Origin of the sequence: Streptomyces sp. NPDC059142, assembly GCF_042755665.1 — a bacterium.
Lineage (GTDB): Bacteria > Actinomycetota > Actinomycetes > Streptomycetales > Streptomycetaceae > Streptomyces.
This window is the reverse complement of the sequence record NZ_JBHZDA010000016.1, coordinates 1-16,044: the sequence shown is the minus strand read 5'-3', so window position 1 is coordinate 16,044 and position 16,044 is coordinate 1. Positions and strand designations below refer to the sequence as shown.

The following is a 16,044-nucleotide window of genomic DNA, read 5'->3' as shown; positions in this document are numbered from 1 at the left end:
CCTCTCGGGGTCCCCGGGATTTCCCGGAGGGTTCCCTCGAAGGGGGCGCCCGTCCGCCGCACGCCGTCCCCGTCCCCCCGCGCCCCGCCTTTCACCCGCCTCTCCCCCGCCTCTCCGTCTACGAGGTAGCCGAATTTGCGCCGTTCACTCCGGTTCACCGCACCGGCCCTGCTGATATCGGCTGCCGTCAGCGGGCTCCTGTGCCTGTGGGCCGTCTCCGACGCTCCCGCCTCCGTACGGACGCCGCTCGCCTGGGGCGGCGCCGCGGCGCTCGTCGCCGCCGTCACCGCCGTCGCGCACCTCACGGCCGCCCGTGAGCGGCTGCGCGAGCGGAACGCCGAACTCGCCGCACGGATCGAGCGGCTCGACAGCGACGCCGAGCGGGCCGCGGCGGACGTACGGCACGCCCTCGCCGACGCGCGGCGCGGCGCGGACGCCGCCGCCCGCAGCGAGTCCAACCGGGCCGCCGCCCTCTCCGCCTGCGCCAACGCGGCCGGGCGGATGCAGGCGCTCGCGACGAGCATGCTCGCGGATCTGCGCGAGATGGAGCACCGCCACACCGACGAGGACGTCCTCGGCGATCTCCTCCATCTCGACCACCGCACCGCGCAGGCCGGCCGGCTCGCCGACTCCCTCGCCGTGCTGACCGGCGCGCGCTCCGGGCGGCGCTGGGCCAAGCCCATCGTGATGGAGTCCATCCTGCGCGGCGCGATGGGCCGGATCAGCGGCTACCAGCGGGTACGGCTGCACTCGACGAGCCAGGTCGCGATCGCCGGCCACGCCGCCGAGGGCGTCATGCACGCGCTCGCCGAACTCCTCGACAACGCGGCCAACTTCTCGCCGCCGACCGCCGAGGTCCATGTGTACGTGGAGGAGGTGCCGGCCGGCATCGTCATCACCGTCGAGGACAGCGGCCTGGTGATGAGCGACGTCCAGTTGCGCCGCGCCGAACAGGCCGTCACGACGGTGCCCTCGGACCTCAGCGGTCTCTCGGGCACCCGGCTCGGGCTCGCGGTGGTCGGCAGGCTGGCGCGCAAGCACGGGCTGACGGTGTCGTTCCGGCCCTCGGCGCGGGGCGGCACGGGCGCGCTGATGATGCTCCCGCAGGACCTGGTCACGCAGGTGCGCCCGGGCGCGCCCGGACCGGCCCAGGACGTGGCGCCGCCGCCCGCGCCGCCCCGCGGGAAGGCCGCGACGGCGGTGTCCCCGGCCGCGGACACCGCCGGGGAACCGCCCCGGCCCGTACCCGCCCCGGCGGACGCACCGGCGGACGCACCGGCCGCGGACACCCCGGCCGCCGCCGCCCCCGGGACCGCCGCCCCCGGGACCGCCGCCCGTCCCGCCGCCGCGGAACCGGCCCCGGAACCCCCGCCCGAGCTGGGCGAGAGCGGGCTGCCCAAGCGGCGCCGCGGCCGTACGCTCGCCGCCTCGATGCGCCGTACCGGCGAGGGCGCGGCCGCCGCCCGCACCACCACGCCCCCCGCACCCCCCACCAGCCCGGCCGTCCAGGCGGCCCGGTTCAGCAGCTTCCGCAAGGCCGTACGGGACACTCCGCAGCGCCCGGCCACGACCACGCACCCGGATCCGGAAGGCGATTCCCGATGAACGGCACCCCCACCGACGAGAAGCTCAACTGGCTGCTGGACAGCCTGCTCCAGCGCACCCCCGGCGCCCGCCACGCGCTGGTCCTCTCCCGGGACGGCCTCAAGCTGTGCCGTACGCCCGAACTCTCCGTCGACCAGGCCGACCAGCTCGCCGCCATCGCGGCCGGCATCCAGAGCCTGTCGCACGGCGCGTCCGTCGAGTTCGGCAACGGACAGGGCGGCGTACGGTCCGCCATGGCCGAGTTCTACGGCGGCCTCCTGCTGATCGTGGAGGCCGGGGAGGGCGCCCATCTGGCCGTCGTCGCCGCCGAGGACTCCGATGTCGGCCTGGTCGGGCACAACATGAGCGAACTCGTCGAACAGCTCGGCGCGTACCTCAGCGCGCCCCCGCGCTCGTCGTCCGAGCCGTCCGCGCCCCCGACGCCGAGCACCACGGGCACGGGCGCCACGGGCTCCGTATGAGCGGCCCCGGTCCCGGCGGCCACTCCGGTCGCCCGGGGCGCCCCGGGCGGGACGAGTCCCCCGACCGGCTGTACACCCTCACCGGAGGGCGCAGCCGCTCCGACTCCGACACGTTCGACCTGGTGACCCTGGTGGTCGCGGAGTCCGATCCGACCCCGGGCATGCAGTCGGAGCACGTCTCGATCCTGCGCATGTGCCGGACCCCGACGGCCGTCGTGGAGATCGCCGCCCAGCTCCGCCTGCCGGGCAGCATCGTCCGGATCATGCTCGCCGATCTGCTCGACACGGGCCGGATCAGCGCTCGTCATCCCCGTACGGATCGCTCGGCCGGCCGGCTGCCCGATCCCCACATCCTGGAGCAGGTGCTCGTTGGACTCCGCAACCTTTGAACGGCCCTCCGGCCCCTCGCCGGCCGGTCCTTCCCTCGCCAGCACCGCCGACAACGGTCTGAAGATCGTCGTCGTCGGTGGTTTCGGCGTCGGGAAGACCACCATGGTCCGTTCCGTCAGTGAGATCCGTCCCCTCAACACCGAGGAGACGATGACCCGCGCGGGTGAGGGGATCGACGAGCTCGCCGACCTCGACGGGCTGAGCCGGAAGACCTCGACCACGGTCGCGTTCGACTTCGGCCGGATCTCCCTCGACAAGCGGTCGGTGCTCTACCTGTTCGGCGCACCCGGACAGGAACGTTTCTGGTTCCTCTGGGACCGGCTGTTCTCCGGAACGCTCGGCGCGGTGGTCCTCGTCGACACCCGCAGGCTCGCGGACTCCTGGTACGCGATCGACCGTCTGGAGCACCACGGCACGCCGTTCATCGTGGCGTGCAACGACTTCGGCGGGCCGCTCCACACCGAGGAGCAGATACGCGAGGCGCTGGACATCGCGCCGGACGTGCCGATGGTCGAGTGCGACGCGCGGGACCGTTCGTCCAGCAAGTACGTGCTGATCACGCTCGTGGAGCATCTGCACACCCTGTCCGCCCTGGCCGAGAAGGACGCGGCAGCGGCGGCGGACACGGCAGGACCGTCCCCGGAGGGCACACCGTGACCACGACGGACCAGGGCCCGGGCGGCGCCACCGGCTGCGGCCGGTTCGGGGAGGGCGCCGTCCCGCTCGGCAGCTCCCGCCACCGGACCGACCCCACCGGCCTCTACCGGGAGCTGCGGCGCGACCACGGCTCCGTCGCCCCCGTACTCCTCGACGGCGGCCTGCCGGCCTGGCTGGTCCTCGGCTACCGCGAGGTGCACCAGGTCACCGGCGACCCCGCGCTCTTCAGCCGCGACTCCGCCCTCTGGAACCAGTGGGACAACGTCCCCGCCGACTGGCCCCTGGCGCCGATGATCGGCCGCGACCAGCCGTCCGTCCTCTACACCGTCGGCGAACAGCACCGCCGGCGGGCCGGGATGATCAGCGACGCGCTGGAGGCGGTCGACCCGTTCGTCCTCAAGCGGTACGCCGAGGAGTTCGCCGACGAGCTGATCGACGGCTTCTGCACGGAGGGCCGTACGGAGATCATCTCCCGGTACGCCAAGCTCCTCCCCGTCCGGGTCCTCGCCAGGATCTACGGCTTCCCCGACGACCAGGGCCCCGCCATCGTCAAGGCGCTCAACGATCTGACCGACGGCAGCGAGGAGGCCCTGGCGGGCCAGCGCTTCCTCGCGGAGTCGGTGGCCACGCTGCTGCGGGAGAAGCATGTCGCGGGCGGCCACGACGTCGTCTCCCGGATGCTCCGCAACGACCGGGGCTTCACCGACACCGAGGTCGCCGAGGACCTGATGGTGATGATGGCGGCGGGCCACCAGCCCACCGCCGACTGGATCGGCAACTCGCTGCGGCTGATGCTCACCGACGACCGGTTCGCCGCCTCGCTCTCGGGCGGCCGGCACAGCGTCGCCGAGGCCATGAACGAGGTCCTGTGGGAGGACGCCCCGACCCAGAACGTCGCGGGCCGCTGGGCCACCCGCGACACCACCCTCGGCACCCGCCGTGTCAGGGCGGGCGACCTGCTGCTCCTGGGCATCGCGGGCGCCAACCACGACCCCCAGGTCCGTACCGACAGCTCCACGCTCACCGGCGGCAACAACGCCTACTTCTCCTTCGGGCACGGCGAGCACCGCTGTCCCTTCCCGGCCCAGGAGATCGCCGAGATCGTGGCCCGCGCGGGCATCGAGGTGCTGCTCGACCGGCTCCCCGACATCGATCTCGCCGTCCCCGCCGACGCGCTGACCTGGCGCCAGTCGCCGTGGCAGCGGGGGCTGTCGGAACTGCCGGTGCTCTTCGGCCCCACCCCGGCGTACGGACGCGCGGACTGACCCCCGACCCTTCCGGCTGACGGACCCGCTCACGGAGGCACGGCATGAACTGTCCCCACGCACACCGGACCGGTCCCGCCCCGGTCGTGCTCGATCCGCTCGTCACCGACCTGGACGCCGAGAGCGCCGCGCTCCGCGCCGCCGGCCCGCTGGCGCGCGTCGTGCTCCCCGGCGGCGTGGCCTGTTACGCGGTGACGCACCACGCCGAGGCGCGCCGGCTCCTCACCGATGCCCGGCTGGTCAAGGACATCGGGGTGTGGAGCGCCTGGCGGCGCGGCGAGATCCCGCCGGACTGGCCGCTGATCGGGCTCGCCGACCCGGGCCGCTCGCTGCTGACCGTGGACGGCCGGGACCACCGCCGGCTACGGGCGCTGGTCGCGCAGGCGCTGACCGTGCGGAGGGTGGAGCGGCTGCGCACCCGGATCGAGGAGCTGACGTCCGGCCTGCTGGACGGCCTCGCCGGGCGGTCGCCGGGGCCGGTCGACCTGAAGGCGGAGTTCGCGTACCGCCTGCCCATGAGCGTCGTCGGCGAGTTGATGGGCGTCGACCCCGCGGACCATCCCCGGCTGAAGGAGCTGTACGAGAAGTTCTTCTCCACGCAGACCCCGCCGGAGGAGGTCCCGGCGATGATGGCGGACCTCCGGAAGCTGTTCACCCGGGTGGTCGACACCAAGCGCGTGGCGCCGGGCGACGATCTGACCAGTGCGCTGCTCGCCGCCTCGGAGGACGGCGACCGGCTGACGGCGGACGAGATCCTGAACACCCTGATGGTGATGGTCGCGGCCGGCCACGAGACGACGATCACCCTGATCGTCAACGCCGTGGTGGCCCTGGAGACCCATCCGGAACAGCGCGCGCTCGTGCTGGCGGGCACGATCCCGTGGGAGAACGTGATCGAGGAGACCCTGCGCTGGTCCTCGCCCACCTCGCACGTCCTCTTCCGGTTCGCGACGCGGGACGTCGCGGTCGGTGGCTCCGTCCTCCCCGAGGGCGAGGCGCTGATCGTGTCCTACGGGGCGATCGGCCGTGACGAACAGCAGTACGGCCCGACGGCCGGCGCCTTCGACGCGACGCGCACCCCCAACCGCCACCTCTCCTTCGGCCATGGCCCGCACATCTGTCCGGGCGCGGCCCTCTCCCGTCTGGAGGCGGCCGTGGCGCTGCCCGCGCTGTACGCCCGCTTCCCCGGCCTGGGCCTCGCGGTACCGGCGACGGACCTCCGCAACAAGCCCGTGGTCACCCAGAACGATCTGTTCGACCTCCCCGTCCACCTGACGGCGCCATGAGCGCGCGGGACGATCAGGGACCTGACCACGGTGGCCGCGAAGATCGGACGAAGCTACGAACGGGAGTGCGATCCGGGGTGTCTCATCCGACGGACACGTTCCCGTCGCGTTGGGGGAACGGCTAGGCTCCGGCCCGTGGCCGATATCCAGATTCCCGCTGACATCAAGCCCGCCGACGGCCGTTTCGGCGCAGGCCCCTCCAAGGTGCGGACGGAGGCGGTGGACGCGCTGGCCGCCACCGGCACCTCTCTCCTCGGCACGTCCCACCGGCAGGCCCCGGTGAAGAACCTGGTCGGCTCCGTACGCTCCGGGGTGAGCAGCCTCTTCTCGCTGCCCGAGGGGTACGAGGTGATCCTGGGCAACGGCGGCTCCACCGCCTTCTGGGACATCGCGACGCACGGACTGATCGACGCCAAGTCGCAGCACCTCTCCTTCGGTGAGTTCTCCTCCAAGTTCGCCAAGGCGGCCAAGCTCGCGCCGTGGCTCGCCGACCCGACCGTCATCTCCGCCGACCCCGGCTCGCACCCGGACCCGGTCGCCGAGCCGGGCACGGACGTCTACGCCTTCACCCACAACGAGACCTCCACGGGTGTCGCGGCCCCCGTCGAGCGGGTCGCGGGCGCCGACGAGGGATCGCTGGTCCTGGTCGACGCGACGTCCGGCGCGGGCGGTCTGCCGGTGGACATCACCGAGACGGACGTCTACTACTTCGCCCCTCAGAAGTCCTTCGCCGCCGACGGCGGCCTGTGGATCGCCGTCTTCTCGCCGGCCGCCCTGGAGCGCGCCGCCCGTATCCACGGCTCGGGCCGCCATGTCCCGGAGTTCTTCTCGCTGCCGACGGCGATCGACAACTCGCTGAAGAACCAGACGTACAACACCCCGGCGCTCTCCACGCTCTTCCTCCTCAACGAGCAGCTCACCTGGCTCAACTCGCAGGGCGGCCTGGACTGGGCGGTGAGCCGTACGGCCGCCTCCTCCCGGAACCTGTACGGCTGGGCCGAGGCGTCCAAGTACGCCACCCCGTTCGTGGTCGACGCGGCGAAGCGTTCGCAGGTCATCGGCACGATCGACTTCGACGACGAGATCGACGCGAGCGCGGTGGCCAAGGCGCTGCGCGCCAACGGCATCGTCGACACCGAGCCGTACCGCAAGCTCGGCCGCAACCAGCTCCGCGTGGCGATGTTCCCGGCGATCGACCCGGCGGACGTCGAGGCCCTGACGACCTGCATCGACTACGTCATCGAGCGCCTCTGACACCGCACCACCCCCGCCGGTCCCGTTCCGGCGGTTCCCGTGGTCCGTGCGCGGGCCCCGGCGCCAGGCGCGCCGGGGCCCGACGCAGTTCCTGCGCCGCAGCCGCTGGTAGCCGAGGTACAGCACGGCCCCCACGGCGAGCACGATCGCCCCGAACGTGGCGTTCCCCGTCTGCCCGCTCCCGGAGGCGCCCGTACCGCTGTCGCCGGACGAGGAACTTCCGCCTCCGGACGAGGCGTTGCCGCCCGATTCCTTGTTCAGGTCCACCCGGACGACACCGCTCCGGCTGCCCTCCGAGCCGAACATCAGCGCGCTGCCGTCCGTCGTGTACGTCACCGACTCCGCCTGCCGCTGGATGGGCGCCCGCACCCGGTGGTCCGCGCCGAGGCGGCCGTCCTTCCAGGCGTAGGCGCGGGCACTGAAGTACGAGCGCAGCGTCAACTCCTCGCCGTCCGGCGAGAACGCCCCGTCCGTCACCCACGGCACCTCGCCGATCCGCCGGAAGGTGTTCGTACCGGACGAGGACAGCTCCGCGGGGCCCTCGTACAGCCCGCCGCCGTCCTCGTTCTTCGACGCGATGTAGACGCGCCCGGTCTTCGGGTGGACCATCATCGCCTCGGCGTCGCGCGCCCCGTCGGCGTACTCGACGGTGAACTGCGTGGCCCGCACGGTGGCGTCCTCAAGCCGCTTCGGTTCGGGGAAGCGGTAGATCCAGACGTGGTCCCAGGTCCCGTTGAGGTTGTCGCCGATGTCACCGACGTAGACGTTCCCGTCGGACCCGATCGAAATGGCCTCCACGTCCCGGGGCTTGCCGACGCCCCGCATGGTGATCGTCGCGACGGTCTCGCCGGTACGGGAGTCCACGGCGTACACCTGCGGCCCGTAACCGCTGTCGTTGTGCGTCCAGTACACGCCGGGGTGCAGCCGGCTGGCGGCCAGTCCGCTGGACTCGGTGATCCGCTCGTCCTCGATCGTGAAGCTCTGGTCGGGCTTCCCGTCGTCGGCGTGGGCCGTGGCCGGCCCCCACAGCCCCGACAGGGACACGAGCACCACCACGGCCGGCAGCGCGGCGACGGCTCCGGAACGGCGGCCACGACCGCGCGAGGGAAAACGCATCCCCCCAGCCTGCCACCCCCCGTAGCGTGGCGTGCCATGACCTCCGTCCCCGCCTCCCCGCCGGTCCATCCGCCCATCGAGCCGTACGACCACGGGATGCTCGACGTCGGCGACGGCAACCACCTGTACTGGGAGGTCAGCGGCGCCCCTCGGGGCAGGCCCGCGCTCGTCGTGCACGGCGGCCCCGGGTCGGGGAGCCACCCGTACACCCGCCGGTACTTCGACCCCGGGCGCCATCGTGTCGTCCTCTTCGACCAGCGCAACTGCGGGCGCAGCACCCCGCACGCGAGCGATCCCGCCACCGACCTGCGGCACAACACCACGGACCATCTCGTCGCCGACATGGAGCGGCTGCGGAGCCGTCTCGGGATCGAACGCTGGCTGCTGTTCGGCGGTTCGTGGGGATCCACGCTGATCCTCGCCTACGCGCAACGGCACCCCGAGCGCGTCTCCGGGATCGTCATCTCCGGCGTCACGGCCACCCGCCGCTCGGAGATCGCCTGGCTGTACGGGGGCGCCGGACGGCTCTTCCCCGAGCAGTGGGACCGCTTCCGCGAGGGCGCCGGCGCCCTCGCGGAGCCGAGCCGTCCGGCCGGGGAGGGAGCGGCCGTCCCCGAAGGCATGGACCACCGTACGGCCGCCGCGCTCCCCCTCGTCGCCGCCTACGCGCGCCTGATGGAGAGCCCCGACCCCGCCGTACGGGAGCGGGCCACCCTCGACTGGTGCGCCTGGGAGGACGCCGTGCTCTCCCGGGAGCCGCACGGCGCCCCCACCCCGTACGCCGACCGGCCGCCCGCGCACCAGCAGGCGTTCGTCCGGATCTGCGCGCACTACTTCTCCCACGGAGCCTGGCTGGCGGAGGGCGCCCTGCTGCGCGACGCGCACCGGCTGGCCGGCGTCCCCGGGGTCCTCGTCCACGGGCGGCACGATCTGGCGGGGCCGCTCGGCACCGCCTGGGAGCTGGCCCGCGCCTGGCCGGACGCCCGGCTGACCGTGATCGACGACGCGGGCCACCAGGGGAGCGCCGAGGCGCGGCGCGCGGTGCGGGCGGCGATCGACGCGCTCATGGGCTGAGCCGTACCACCGTTCCCCGCCGTTTCACACCACCCACCGCGTCAACCGCGCGCATCACGCCGGGAACCAGGGGTTGCTTCGAGTGCGCTCGAACGCGTTGGCTGTGGGGTCATGGAGTACACGCAGCTCGGACGCACCGGACTCAAGGTCAGCCGACTCGTCCTCGGGACGATGAACTTCGGACCCCTCACCAACGAGGCCGACAGTCACACCATCATGGACGCCGCGCTCGACGCGGGCATCAATTTCTTCGACACCGCGAACGTCTACGGCTGGGGCGAGAACAAGGGCCGCACCGAGGAGATCCTCGGCACCTGGTTCGCCAAGGGCGGCGACCGCCGCGACAAGGTCGTCCTCGCCACCAAGGTCTACGGGAACATGGCCGGCGACGGCGATGTCTGGCCCAACCACGACAAGCTCTCCGCGCTCAACATCCGGCGCGCGGTCGACGCGAGCCTCAAGCGGCTCCAGACCGACCACATCGACCTGTACCAGTTCCACCACATCGACCGCTCCACCCCGGTCGAGGAGATCTGGCAGGCCATCGACACCCTGATCCAGCAGGGCAAGATCCTCTACGCGGGCTCGTCCAACTTCCCCGGCTGGAAGATCGCCCAGACCAACGAGACCGCCCGCCGCCTCGGCTCGTACGGCCTGGTCAGCGAGCAGTGCCTCTACAACCTGGTCGAGCGCCGCGCCGAGATGGAGGTCATCCCGGCCGCGCAGGAGTACGGGCTCGGGGTCATCCCGTGGTCGCCGCTCGGCGGCGGTCTGCTGGGCGGAGTGATCAAGAAGGAGGTGCAGGGCGGGCGGCGCGCCGCGGGCCGGGCAGCCGACGCCCTCGCCGACACCGCGACCCGCGCGCGGATCCAGTCGTACGAGGACCTGCTCGACAAGCACGGCATCGACCCGGGCGAGGCGGCGCTGGCCTGGCTGCTCACCCGTCCGGGCGTGACGGGCCCGATCGTCGGCCCGCGCACGCTCGAACAGCTCGAATCGGCCGTACGCGCCGTCGACGTCACGCTCTCCGAGGAGGTCCTGTCGGCGCTGGACGAGATCTTCCCGGGTCCGGGGCCGTCGCCGGAGGCCTTCGCCTGGTAGCCCAGGCTCCGGCCCCGGCTCCGGCCGGCGGAGGCCGCTGAAGCCGGGTGAACGGCGGTGGCGGTCGGCGGGGCCCTGTGCCGGACAGGGCTCAGCCGACCGCGGCCGCCACGGCGATGATCGCGAACATCAGCACGAGCACGGCGGCCATGATGCGGTTTCGGGTTTTCGGGTCCACGGGTCCGAGCCTAACCGCCCGGTCCGGCAGAACCGGCGCCCGGGTGGACCGGACGGCCCCGGCCGAGCGGACAGCGCGCGATCGGCTCGTACCGGGGCCGCTCGCCCGCCACCCCGGAGACCGGCAGCCGGCTCCGTACGAGAACCAGCTCGGACACGTCCCACGCCCGGCCCTCGAAGCCCGTCAGGGCCTCCACGTACGGCTCCAGATCGACCTCGCGCCCGGCGGCGCCACGGGCCAGCGTGAGGTGCGCGCGGTAGGAGTGGTGCCGCTCGTCCATCGGCACCCCGGCCCGGCGCGCGGCGGCGCCGGCCCGCTCCGCGAGGAGCCGCAGCTCGTCGATGCCCCCGGCGGCGCCGGCCCACAGCGTACGGCCGCCGAAGTGCCCGCCCCCGCGCACCCGGAGCCGGAACGGCTCGGTCCGGTACGCCGCCCGCTCCAGCCGTACGGTCAGCTCGGGCAGCAGCGCCGCGTCGACCTCCCCCATGAAGGCCAGCGTGAAGTGCCGCCCCTCCTGCCCGGTCCACCGCAGCCGGTCGGCCCCGGGCAGGTCGCGCAGACGCCGTACGGCATCGGCCAGTTCGACGGCGGCCGGGGCGGGCGGCAGGACGGCGGCGAAGAGTCTGAGCGTCGTCGGGCTCGTCGTGGAACTCATGGAGGGGATTCTGCCGGGCGTACGGCCTACCGGACGGCACGCCGTCACTGTGCGTAGCGTCGAAGGGCGGAAAAGCGGGCCCCGGCGGCCTCCGCCCGCCCCGGGCCCCCCCCGCCCCCAACGGGGACGGGCCCAGGGCCCCGGGCCCCGGGGCCCGCGGCCCGCGCGGGGGGGTTTGGGGGGGGGTTAGGGTAGGACTCCATGTGCGGCCGTCCGCCGCGCAGGTCGACCTTGAGCCGTACCCCCACCACCCGGGTGAGGACCAGGCCGATCGCCGCCGCCGCGAGCAGGGAGACCACGCCGCCCGTGGCGAAGCCGACGCGGGCGCCGTAGGTGTCGGTGACCCAGCCGAGGAGCGGGCCGCCTATGGGGGTGCCGCCGACGAAGACCATCATGTAGAGGCTCATCACGCGGCCCCTCATCTCCGGGTCCGCGGCCATCTGGACGCTCGTGTTGGCGCTGATGTTCGTCGTCAGCCCGATCATGCCGATCGGCAGGAGCAGCAGCGAGAACATCCAGACGGACGGCGAGAAGGAGACCACGATCTCCAGCAGGCCGAAGGCCATCGCCGCCAGGATCAGCAGCCGGACGCGGCTGGAGCGGCGGCGTGCGGCGAGCAGGGCACCGGCGAGGGAGCCGGCGGCCATCAGGATGTTGAAGAAGGCGTAGAGCCCGGCTCCGCCCTCGAAGACCTCGTGCGCGAAGGCCGTCAGCCAGATCGGGAAGTTGAAGCCGAACGTGCCGATGAAGCCGATGAGGACGATCGGCCAGATCAGGTCGGGACGGCCGCGTACATAGCGGAGCCCTTCTCTGAGCTGCCCCTTCGCACGCGGTACCTGGACGGACCGGTGCAGTTCGTGCGGGCGCATCACCAGCAGCCCGATGAGCGGGGCCAGGAAGGAGACGCCGTTCAGCATGAACGCCCAGCCGCTGCCCACGGTGGTGATCAGCACACCGGCGACGGCGGGTCCGACCAGCCGGGCCGACTGGAAGTTGGCCGAGTTGAGGCTGACCGCGTTGCGCAGTTGGTCCGGGCCGACCATCTCGGAGACGAAGGACTGGCGGGTCGGGTTGTCGACGACCGTGACCATGCCGAGCAGGAACGCGAGCAGATAGACATGCCAGACCTGGACATGCCCGGAGAGCGTCAGCACGGCGAGGGAGACGCCGCACAGGCCCAGCGCGGCCTGGGTGAAGAGCAGGAGTTGGCGCTTCGGGTAGCGGTCGGCGATGACGCCGCCGTAGAGGCCGAAGAGCAGCATCGGCAGGAACTGGAGGGCCGTCGTGATGCCGACGGCGGCGGAGGAGCCGGTGAGGCTCAGGACCAGCCAGTCCTGGGTGACGCGGGACATCCACGTACCGATGTTGGAGACGACGGCGCCCGTCGCGAACAAGCGGTAGTTGCGGATCTTCAGCGAGGAGAAGGTTCCGCCGGCGGCCGGCTTGCTCCCGGTGGAGTCGTCACAGCCGGTCGCGCCGGTGTCCGTACAGCCGGTCGGGTCGGTACGGCCGGTCGGGTCCGTACGGCCGGCCGGGTGAGCGGCGGCGGAGTCCGGGGAGGCGGGAGGGAGCGGTTCGGTGCGGCCGAGGGGGCCGGTGCCGTCCGTGGAGCCTATGGCGTCCGGGTCGTCCGCCTCGGGGATGGTGCCCTCGGGCGGAACGGCGTCAGGGGTGGTGCCGACGCGGGTGGTGGTGACGCGGGTGGTGCTGTCGTGGGTGGATTGCGGTGCGGGGGCGGAGTCTGCTCCGGATCCCGTACTCAATGGGGGTTCGCCTCCTTACAGCGCGCGGTCTACAAATGGGCGAGCTTCTCCAGCACGGGAGCGGCAGCGCGCAGCTTCGCCCACTCGTCCTCGTCCAGGCCCTCGGCAAGGGTCGCCAGCCAGACGTTGCGTTTACGGCGGCTCTCTTCGAGCATCGCCTCGGCCCGCTCAGTCTGGCTGACCACCTTCTGCCGACGGTCGTCGGGATGCGGCTCAAGCCTGACAAGACCTTTCGCCTCCAGCAACGCGACGATGCGGGTCATCGACGGCGGCTGCACATGCTCCTTGCGGGCCAGCTCGCCCGGCGTGGCGGAGCCACAGCGCGCGAGCGTGCCCAGGACCGACATCTCGGTCGGGGACAGCGACTCGTCCACACGTTGGTGCTTCAGTCGCCGGCCCAGCCGCATGACGGCGGAGCGGAGAGCGTTCACGGCGGCGTCGTTCTCGTTCTCGTCACCGTGGGGCAGGTCAGGCATGTATTTAGCTTAACTCATTACCCAAGCTAAATACCACCGGGGCGCAGCACGACTCCGAGCGGGATCGCGGACCGGCCGGGCGGGGCGGACGGGCGGACCGACCGGGCGGGCGGGCGGGCGGACCGACCGGGCGGGCGGGCGGGCGGACCGACGCGGGGCGGCAGGGGAACAACAGCGGGGCAGATCACCCGTACGAGTGAGATTGAGGCAGAAAGCGTCCCGCCGGGCGGCGTGCGCCCCCGACTCTGGTGCGTATGGGATCGACAGTGCTCAGCCTGCGGATCGACGGTGAGCTGCTCGACCGGATCCGCCACCATGCCGCCATACGCGGAATGAGCGTCCAGGACTATGTGACCCGGACGCTCATCCGTGACGACTTCGACGAACGCTTCAACGCGTCCGTCGACGAGACGGAACGGTTCTACGGCGTGCCGTGACCGGCCCGGCCGCCCGCCCCGGAGGGGACGGACGGGAGCCGGTCAGGTCAGGTCAGGTCAGGCCCAGCGCCGGCATCGCGTAGTAGAAGACGAAGACCGCCGAGACGATGTACAGCGCCGCCGGCACCTCGCGGCCCCGACCGGTCGCCAGGCGCAGCACGCTGAAGGTGATGAAGCCGATCCCGATGCCGTTGGTGATCGAGTACGTGAACGGCATCATCACCATGGCCAGGAAGGCCGGCACGGCGATCGTGAAGTCGCTCCAGTCGATGTCCCGTACGGAGCCGGCCAGGATCAGGAAGCCCACCGCGATCAGTGCGGGCGTCGCCGCCTGCGACGGGACCATCGTCGCCAGCGGGGTGAGGAAGAGCGCCACCGCGAAGAGCAGGCCCGTCACCACCGACGCCAGCCCGGTCCTGGCGCCCTCGCCGACGCCCGCCGTGGACTCCACGTAACAGGTGTTGGCCGAGGCGGAACCCGCGCCGCCCGCCGCGACCGCGATGCCGTCGACGAAGAGGACCTTGTTCATCCCGGGGAGGTTGCCGTTCTTGTCCATCAGCTTGGCCTCGTCCCCGACGCCGAGGATCGTGCCCATCGCGTCGAAGAAGCACGAGAGCAGCACGGTGAAGACGAAGAGCGCGCCGGTGAGGATGCCGACCTTCTCGAAGCCGCCGAAGAGACTGACCTGCCCGATCAGGCCGAAGTCCGGGCCCGCGACCGGGTTGCCGGGCCACTTGGGCACCGTCAGGCCCCAGTTCGGCACCGTGGTGACCGCGTTGACGATCATCGCGAGGACCGTCATGGCGACGATGGAGATCAGGATCGCGCCCGGCACCTTGCGGATGATCAGTGCGAGGGTGAGCAGCACACCGATGGCGAAGATGAGGATCGGCCAGCCTTGCAGATGACCGTTCCCGCCGAGCTGGAGGGGCACGGTGGTCTGGGCGACGTCCGGGATACGGGAGACGAACCCGGAGTCGACCAGCCCGATCAGCATGATGAAGAGGCCGATACCGATCGCGATGCCCTTGCGCAGCCCCAGCGGTACGGCGCTCATCACCCGCTCGCGCAGTCCGGTGGCGACCAGCAGCATCACCAGCAGACCCGCGAGGACGACCATGCCCATGGCGTCCGGCCAGCTCATCCGGGGTGCCAGTTGCAGGGCGACGACGGTGTTGACGCCGAGGCCGGCCGCGAGGGCGATCGGCACATTGCCGATGACGCCCATCAGGAGCGTGGAGAACGCGGCGGTCAGCACGGTCGCGGTGACGAGCTGGCCGTTGTCGAGCTGGTGCCCGTACATGTCCTTCGCGCTGCCGAGAATGATCGGGTTCAGCACGATGATGTAGGCCATCGCGAAGAAGGTGGCGAGGCCGCCCCGTACCTCACGGCCGATCGTGGAGCCGCGCTCCGAGATCTTGAAGAAACCGTCGAGCCCGCCGGACTGCTGCCCGGGGTTCGGCGGCTGGGCGTCGGAACCGACCGGAGCGGTGGCCGAGGAAGGCATGCGGGACCTCAGACGTCAGACGAGGGAGAGGACTGGGTGGGGGCGGGGCGGAGGTGGGGCGGAGCTGCGGCACAACTTGATCAGACTGATGTGTTCATAGGATTTCCATTGGATGTTCGAACGAACAAAACCAGACACCCACAAACCGTTTCAGTATGAACAGATCAGACGAAGATCGCTATCTCCGCGCGTAGACCCTTGAGCCGCCTGCCCTCCGGTCCCCGGCCACCCCCACTTACACTGATCCCATGACCGGTTCTACGCCCCAGCGCGCCGCGCCCGAGCCTCTGGAGGGGCCGGTCGTCGGCACCGTCACGGGCGGCACGATCATCTGGTTCGCCCTCTTCCTCGTCCAGCTCCCGTTCTACGGCTGGTACAGCGACCACGGACACGCCTGGTGGATCTGGACCTGCCTGGCCGGCGCCGGGCTCGGACTCATCGGGATCTGGTACGTACGGGGGCGGGACGCGGCGCTCAAGCGCGCGGCCGCCGGCGACGACGAGGACGACGCGGAGGGGAACGGGCCCGCGCCCGGCCCCGGCGGGGCGTGAGGCGGGCGTGACCCCTACATCTGTCCCCCGGCTCTCCTGCCCAGGGACGATTCCTGCCACGAACCGTCGTACCGGGGTCTGATCTTCGCCCCGGCCGGCGGGTGGCGGGGCCCTCCCCGCCGTACCGTCGGAGCATGACGCAGCGGGCGAAGATCAACACCAATGGCGCGGTTACCCCCGGCGGCCCGCGGGGGGGGGGGGGGGGGGCCGGCGGGTGCGGGGTGGCGGGGGGCCCCGGGGCGGGGGCCCCCGCCCCCGCCCACGACCC

15 protein-coding genes and 1 pseudogene are annotated in these 16,044 nt (G+C 72.2%); 11 read left to right on the top strand and 5 right to left on the bottom strand.

The features are described 5' to 3' along the window. Positions 1-135: 135 nt before the first annotated feature. The 7 genes from ACFXPK_RS08820 (at position 136) to serC (ending at position 6,918) form a co-directional block, all read left to right on the top strand. Complete coding sequence (locus ACFXPK_RS08820; protein WP_385073163.1) at positions 136-1,605, top strand: ATP-binding protein; 1,470 nt, start codon at positions 136-138, stop codon at positions 1,603-1,605. Further along, entirely contained in the window at positions 1,602-2,066 is a 465-nt protein-coding gene (locus tag ACFXPK_RS08815) for a roadblock/LC7 domain-containing protein (RefSeq protein WP_385073160.1), read from the top strand. Before ACFXPK_RS08820 ends, ACFXPK_RS08815 begins: the two co-directional genes overlap by 4 nt. Beyond that, on the top strand, positions 2,063-2,455 hold the full coding sequence (locus ACFXPK_RS08810) for a DUF742 domain-containing protein (RefSeq protein ID WP_384998163.1): 393 nt from the start codon (positions 2,063-2,065) through the stop codon (positions 2,453-2,455). The genes ACFXPK_RS08815 and ACFXPK_RS08810 overlap by 4 nt, the downstream gene beginning before the upstream one ends. Further along, positions 2,436-3,113: an ATP/GTP-binding protein gene (locus tag ACFXPK_RS08805; RefSeq protein ID WP_385073157.1), complete on the top strand. Its 678-nt coding sequence runs from the start codon at positions 2,436-2,438 to the stop codon at positions 3,111-3,113. The genes ACFXPK_RS08810 and ACFXPK_RS08805 overlap by 20 nt, the downstream gene beginning before the upstream one ends. Next, entirely contained in the window at positions 3,110-4,378 is a 1,269-nt protein-coding gene (locus ACFXPK_RS08800) for a cytochrome P450 (protein WP_385073154.1), read from the top strand. Before ACFXPK_RS08805 ends, ACFXPK_RS08800 begins: the two co-directional genes overlap by 4 nt. Positions 4,379-4,422: 44 nt before the next feature. Then, positions 4,423-5,664 carry a cytochrome P450 gene (locus ACFXPK_RS08795; protein WP_385073151.1) on the top strand — a complete coding sequence of 414 codons (1,242 nt, stop codon included), beginning with the start codon at positions 4,423-4,425 and terminating at the stop codon, positions 5,662-5,664. 135 nt (positions 5,665-5,799) lie between these two features. After that, positions 5,800-6,918: a phosphoserine transaminase gene (serC, locus tag ACFXPK_RS08790; RefSeq protein WP_384998151.1), complete on the top strand. Its 1,119-nt coding sequence runs from the start codon at positions 5,800-5,802 to the stop codon at positions 6,916-6,918. 93 nt (positions 6,919-7,011) lie between these two features. Here the strand turns inward: serC and ACFXPK_RS08785 are convergent. Beyond that, positions 7,012-8,034: pseudogene (locus ACFXPK_RS08785) on the bottom strand (WD40 repeat domain-containing protein); the annotation flags it as partial. Between the two features lie 36 nt (positions 8,035-8,070). On the opposite strand from ACFXPK_RS08785, the gene ACFXPK_RS08780 reads away from it, so the two are divergent. Together ACFXPK_RS08780 and ACFXPK_RS08775 are read left to right on the top strand one after the other, a co-directional pair. Further along, on the top strand, positions 8,071-9,108 hold the full coding sequence (locus ACFXPK_RS08780; protein ID WP_385073146.1) for an alpha/beta fold hydrolase: 1,038 nt from the start codon (positions 8,071-8,073) through the stop codon (positions 9,106-9,108). 111 nt (positions 9,109-9,219) lie between these two features. Further along, a complete protein-coding gene (locus ACFXPK_RS08775; protein WP_385073143.1) occupies positions 9,220-10,209 on the top strand; it encodes an aldo/keto reductase in 990 nt (329 codons plus the stop codon). A gap of 188 nt (positions 10,210-10,397) precedes the next feature. Here the strand turns inward: ACFXPK_RS08775 and thpR are convergent, their stop codons facing one another. Genes thpR through ACFXPK_RS08760 form a run of 3 tightly spaced genes read right to left on the bottom strand, consistent with a single transcriptional unit; the run spans position 10,398 to position 13,281 of the window. Next, complete coding sequence (gene thpR / locus ACFXPK_RS08770; protein WP_385007149.1) at positions 10,398-11,042, bottom strand: RNA 2',3'-cyclic phosphodiesterase; 645 nt, start codon at positions 11,040-11,042, stop codon at positions 10,398-10,400. Between the two features lie 44 nt (positions 11,043-11,086). Beyond that, on the bottom strand, positions 11,087-12,805 hold the full coding sequence (locus ACFXPK_RS08765) for an MFS transporter (RefSeq protein WP_385073139.1): 1,719 nt from the start codon (positions 12,803-12,805) through the stop codon (positions 11,087-11,089). A gap of 29 nt (positions 12,806-12,834) precedes the next feature. Then, positions 12,835-13,281 carry a MarR family transcriptional regulator gene (locus tag ACFXPK_RS08760; RefSeq protein ID WP_365810155.1) on the bottom strand — a complete coding sequence of 149 codons (447 nt, stop codon included), beginning with the start codon at positions 13,279-13,281 and terminating at the stop codon, positions 12,835-12,837. Positions 13,282-13,535: 254 nt separating this feature from the next. On the opposite strand from ACFXPK_RS08760, the gene ACFXPK_RS08755 reads away from it, so the two are divergent. Beyond that, positions 13,536-13,718: a ribbon-helix-helix protein, CopG family gene (locus ACFXPK_RS08755; RefSeq protein ID WP_385007145.1), complete on the top strand. Its 183-nt coding sequence runs from the start codon at positions 13,536-13,538 to the stop codon at positions 13,716-13,718. A gap of 52 nt (positions 13,719-13,770) precedes the next feature. On the opposite strand, the gene ACFXPK_RS08750 is transcribed toward ACFXPK_RS08755, so the two are convergent. Further along, positions 13,771-15,225, bottom strand: a complete 1,455-nt coding sequence (locus ACFXPK_RS08750; RefSeq protein WP_385073135.1) for an NCS2 family permease — start codon at positions 15,223-15,225, stop codon at positions 13,771-13,773. Positions 15,226-15,473: 248 nt separating this feature from the next. On the opposite strand from ACFXPK_RS08750, the gene ACFXPK_RS08745 reads away from it, so the two are divergent. Beyond that, entirely contained in the window at positions 15,474-15,776 is a 303-nt protein-coding gene (locus tag ACFXPK_RS08745) for a DUF2530 domain-containing protein (RefSeq protein ID WP_385073132.1), read from the top strand. The last annotated feature ends 268 nt before the right edge of the window (positions 15,777-16,044 follow it).

What these genes read in the sequence shown, in the direction of transcription:
- ACFXPK_RS08815 (WP_385073160.1), top strand. Translation starts at nt 1,602, where the DNA reads ATGAACGGCACCCCCACCGACGAGAAGCTCAACTGGCTGCTGGACAGC.
- ACFXPK_RS08810 (WP_384998163.1), top strand. Translation starts at nt 2,063, where the DNA reads ATGAGCGGCCCCGGTCCCGGCGGCCACTCCGGTCGCCCGGGGCGCCCC.
- ACFXPK_RS08795 (WP_385073151.1), top strand. Translation starts at nt 4,423, where the DNA reads ATGAACTGTCCCCACGCACACCGGACCGGTCCCGCCCCGGTCGTGCTC.
- ACFXPK_RS08780 (WP_385073146.1), top strand. Translation starts at nt 8,071, where the DNA reads ATGACCTCCGTCCCCGCCTCCCCGCCGGTCCATCCGCCCATCGAGCCG.
- ACFXPK_RS08775 (WP_385073143.1), top strand. Translation starts at nt 9,220, where the DNA reads ATGGAGTACACGCAGCTCGGACGCACCGGACTCAAGGTCAGCCGACTC.
- thpR (WP_385007149.1), bottom strand. Translation starts at nt 11,042, where the DNA reads ATGAGTTCCACGACGAGCCCGACGACGCTCAGACTCTTCGCCGCCGTC.
- ACFXPK_RS08760 (WP_365810155.1), bottom strand. Translation starts at nt 13,281, where the DNA reads ATGCCTGACCTGCCCCACGGTGACGAGAACGAGAACGACGCCGCCGTG.
- ACFXPK_RS08755 (WP_385007145.1), top strand. Translation starts at nt 13,536, where the DNA reads ATGGGATCGACAGTGCTCAGCCTGCGGATCGACGGTGAGCTGCTCGAC.
- ACFXPK_RS08750 (WP_385073135.1), bottom strand. Translation starts at nt 15,225, where the DNA reads ATGCCTTCCTCGGCCACCGCTCCGGTCGGTTCCGACGCCCAGCCGCCG.
- ACFXPK_RS08745 (WP_385073132.1), top strand. Translation starts at nt 15,474, where the DNA reads ATGACCGGTTCTACGCCCCAGCGCGCCGCGCCCGAGCCTCTGGAGGGG.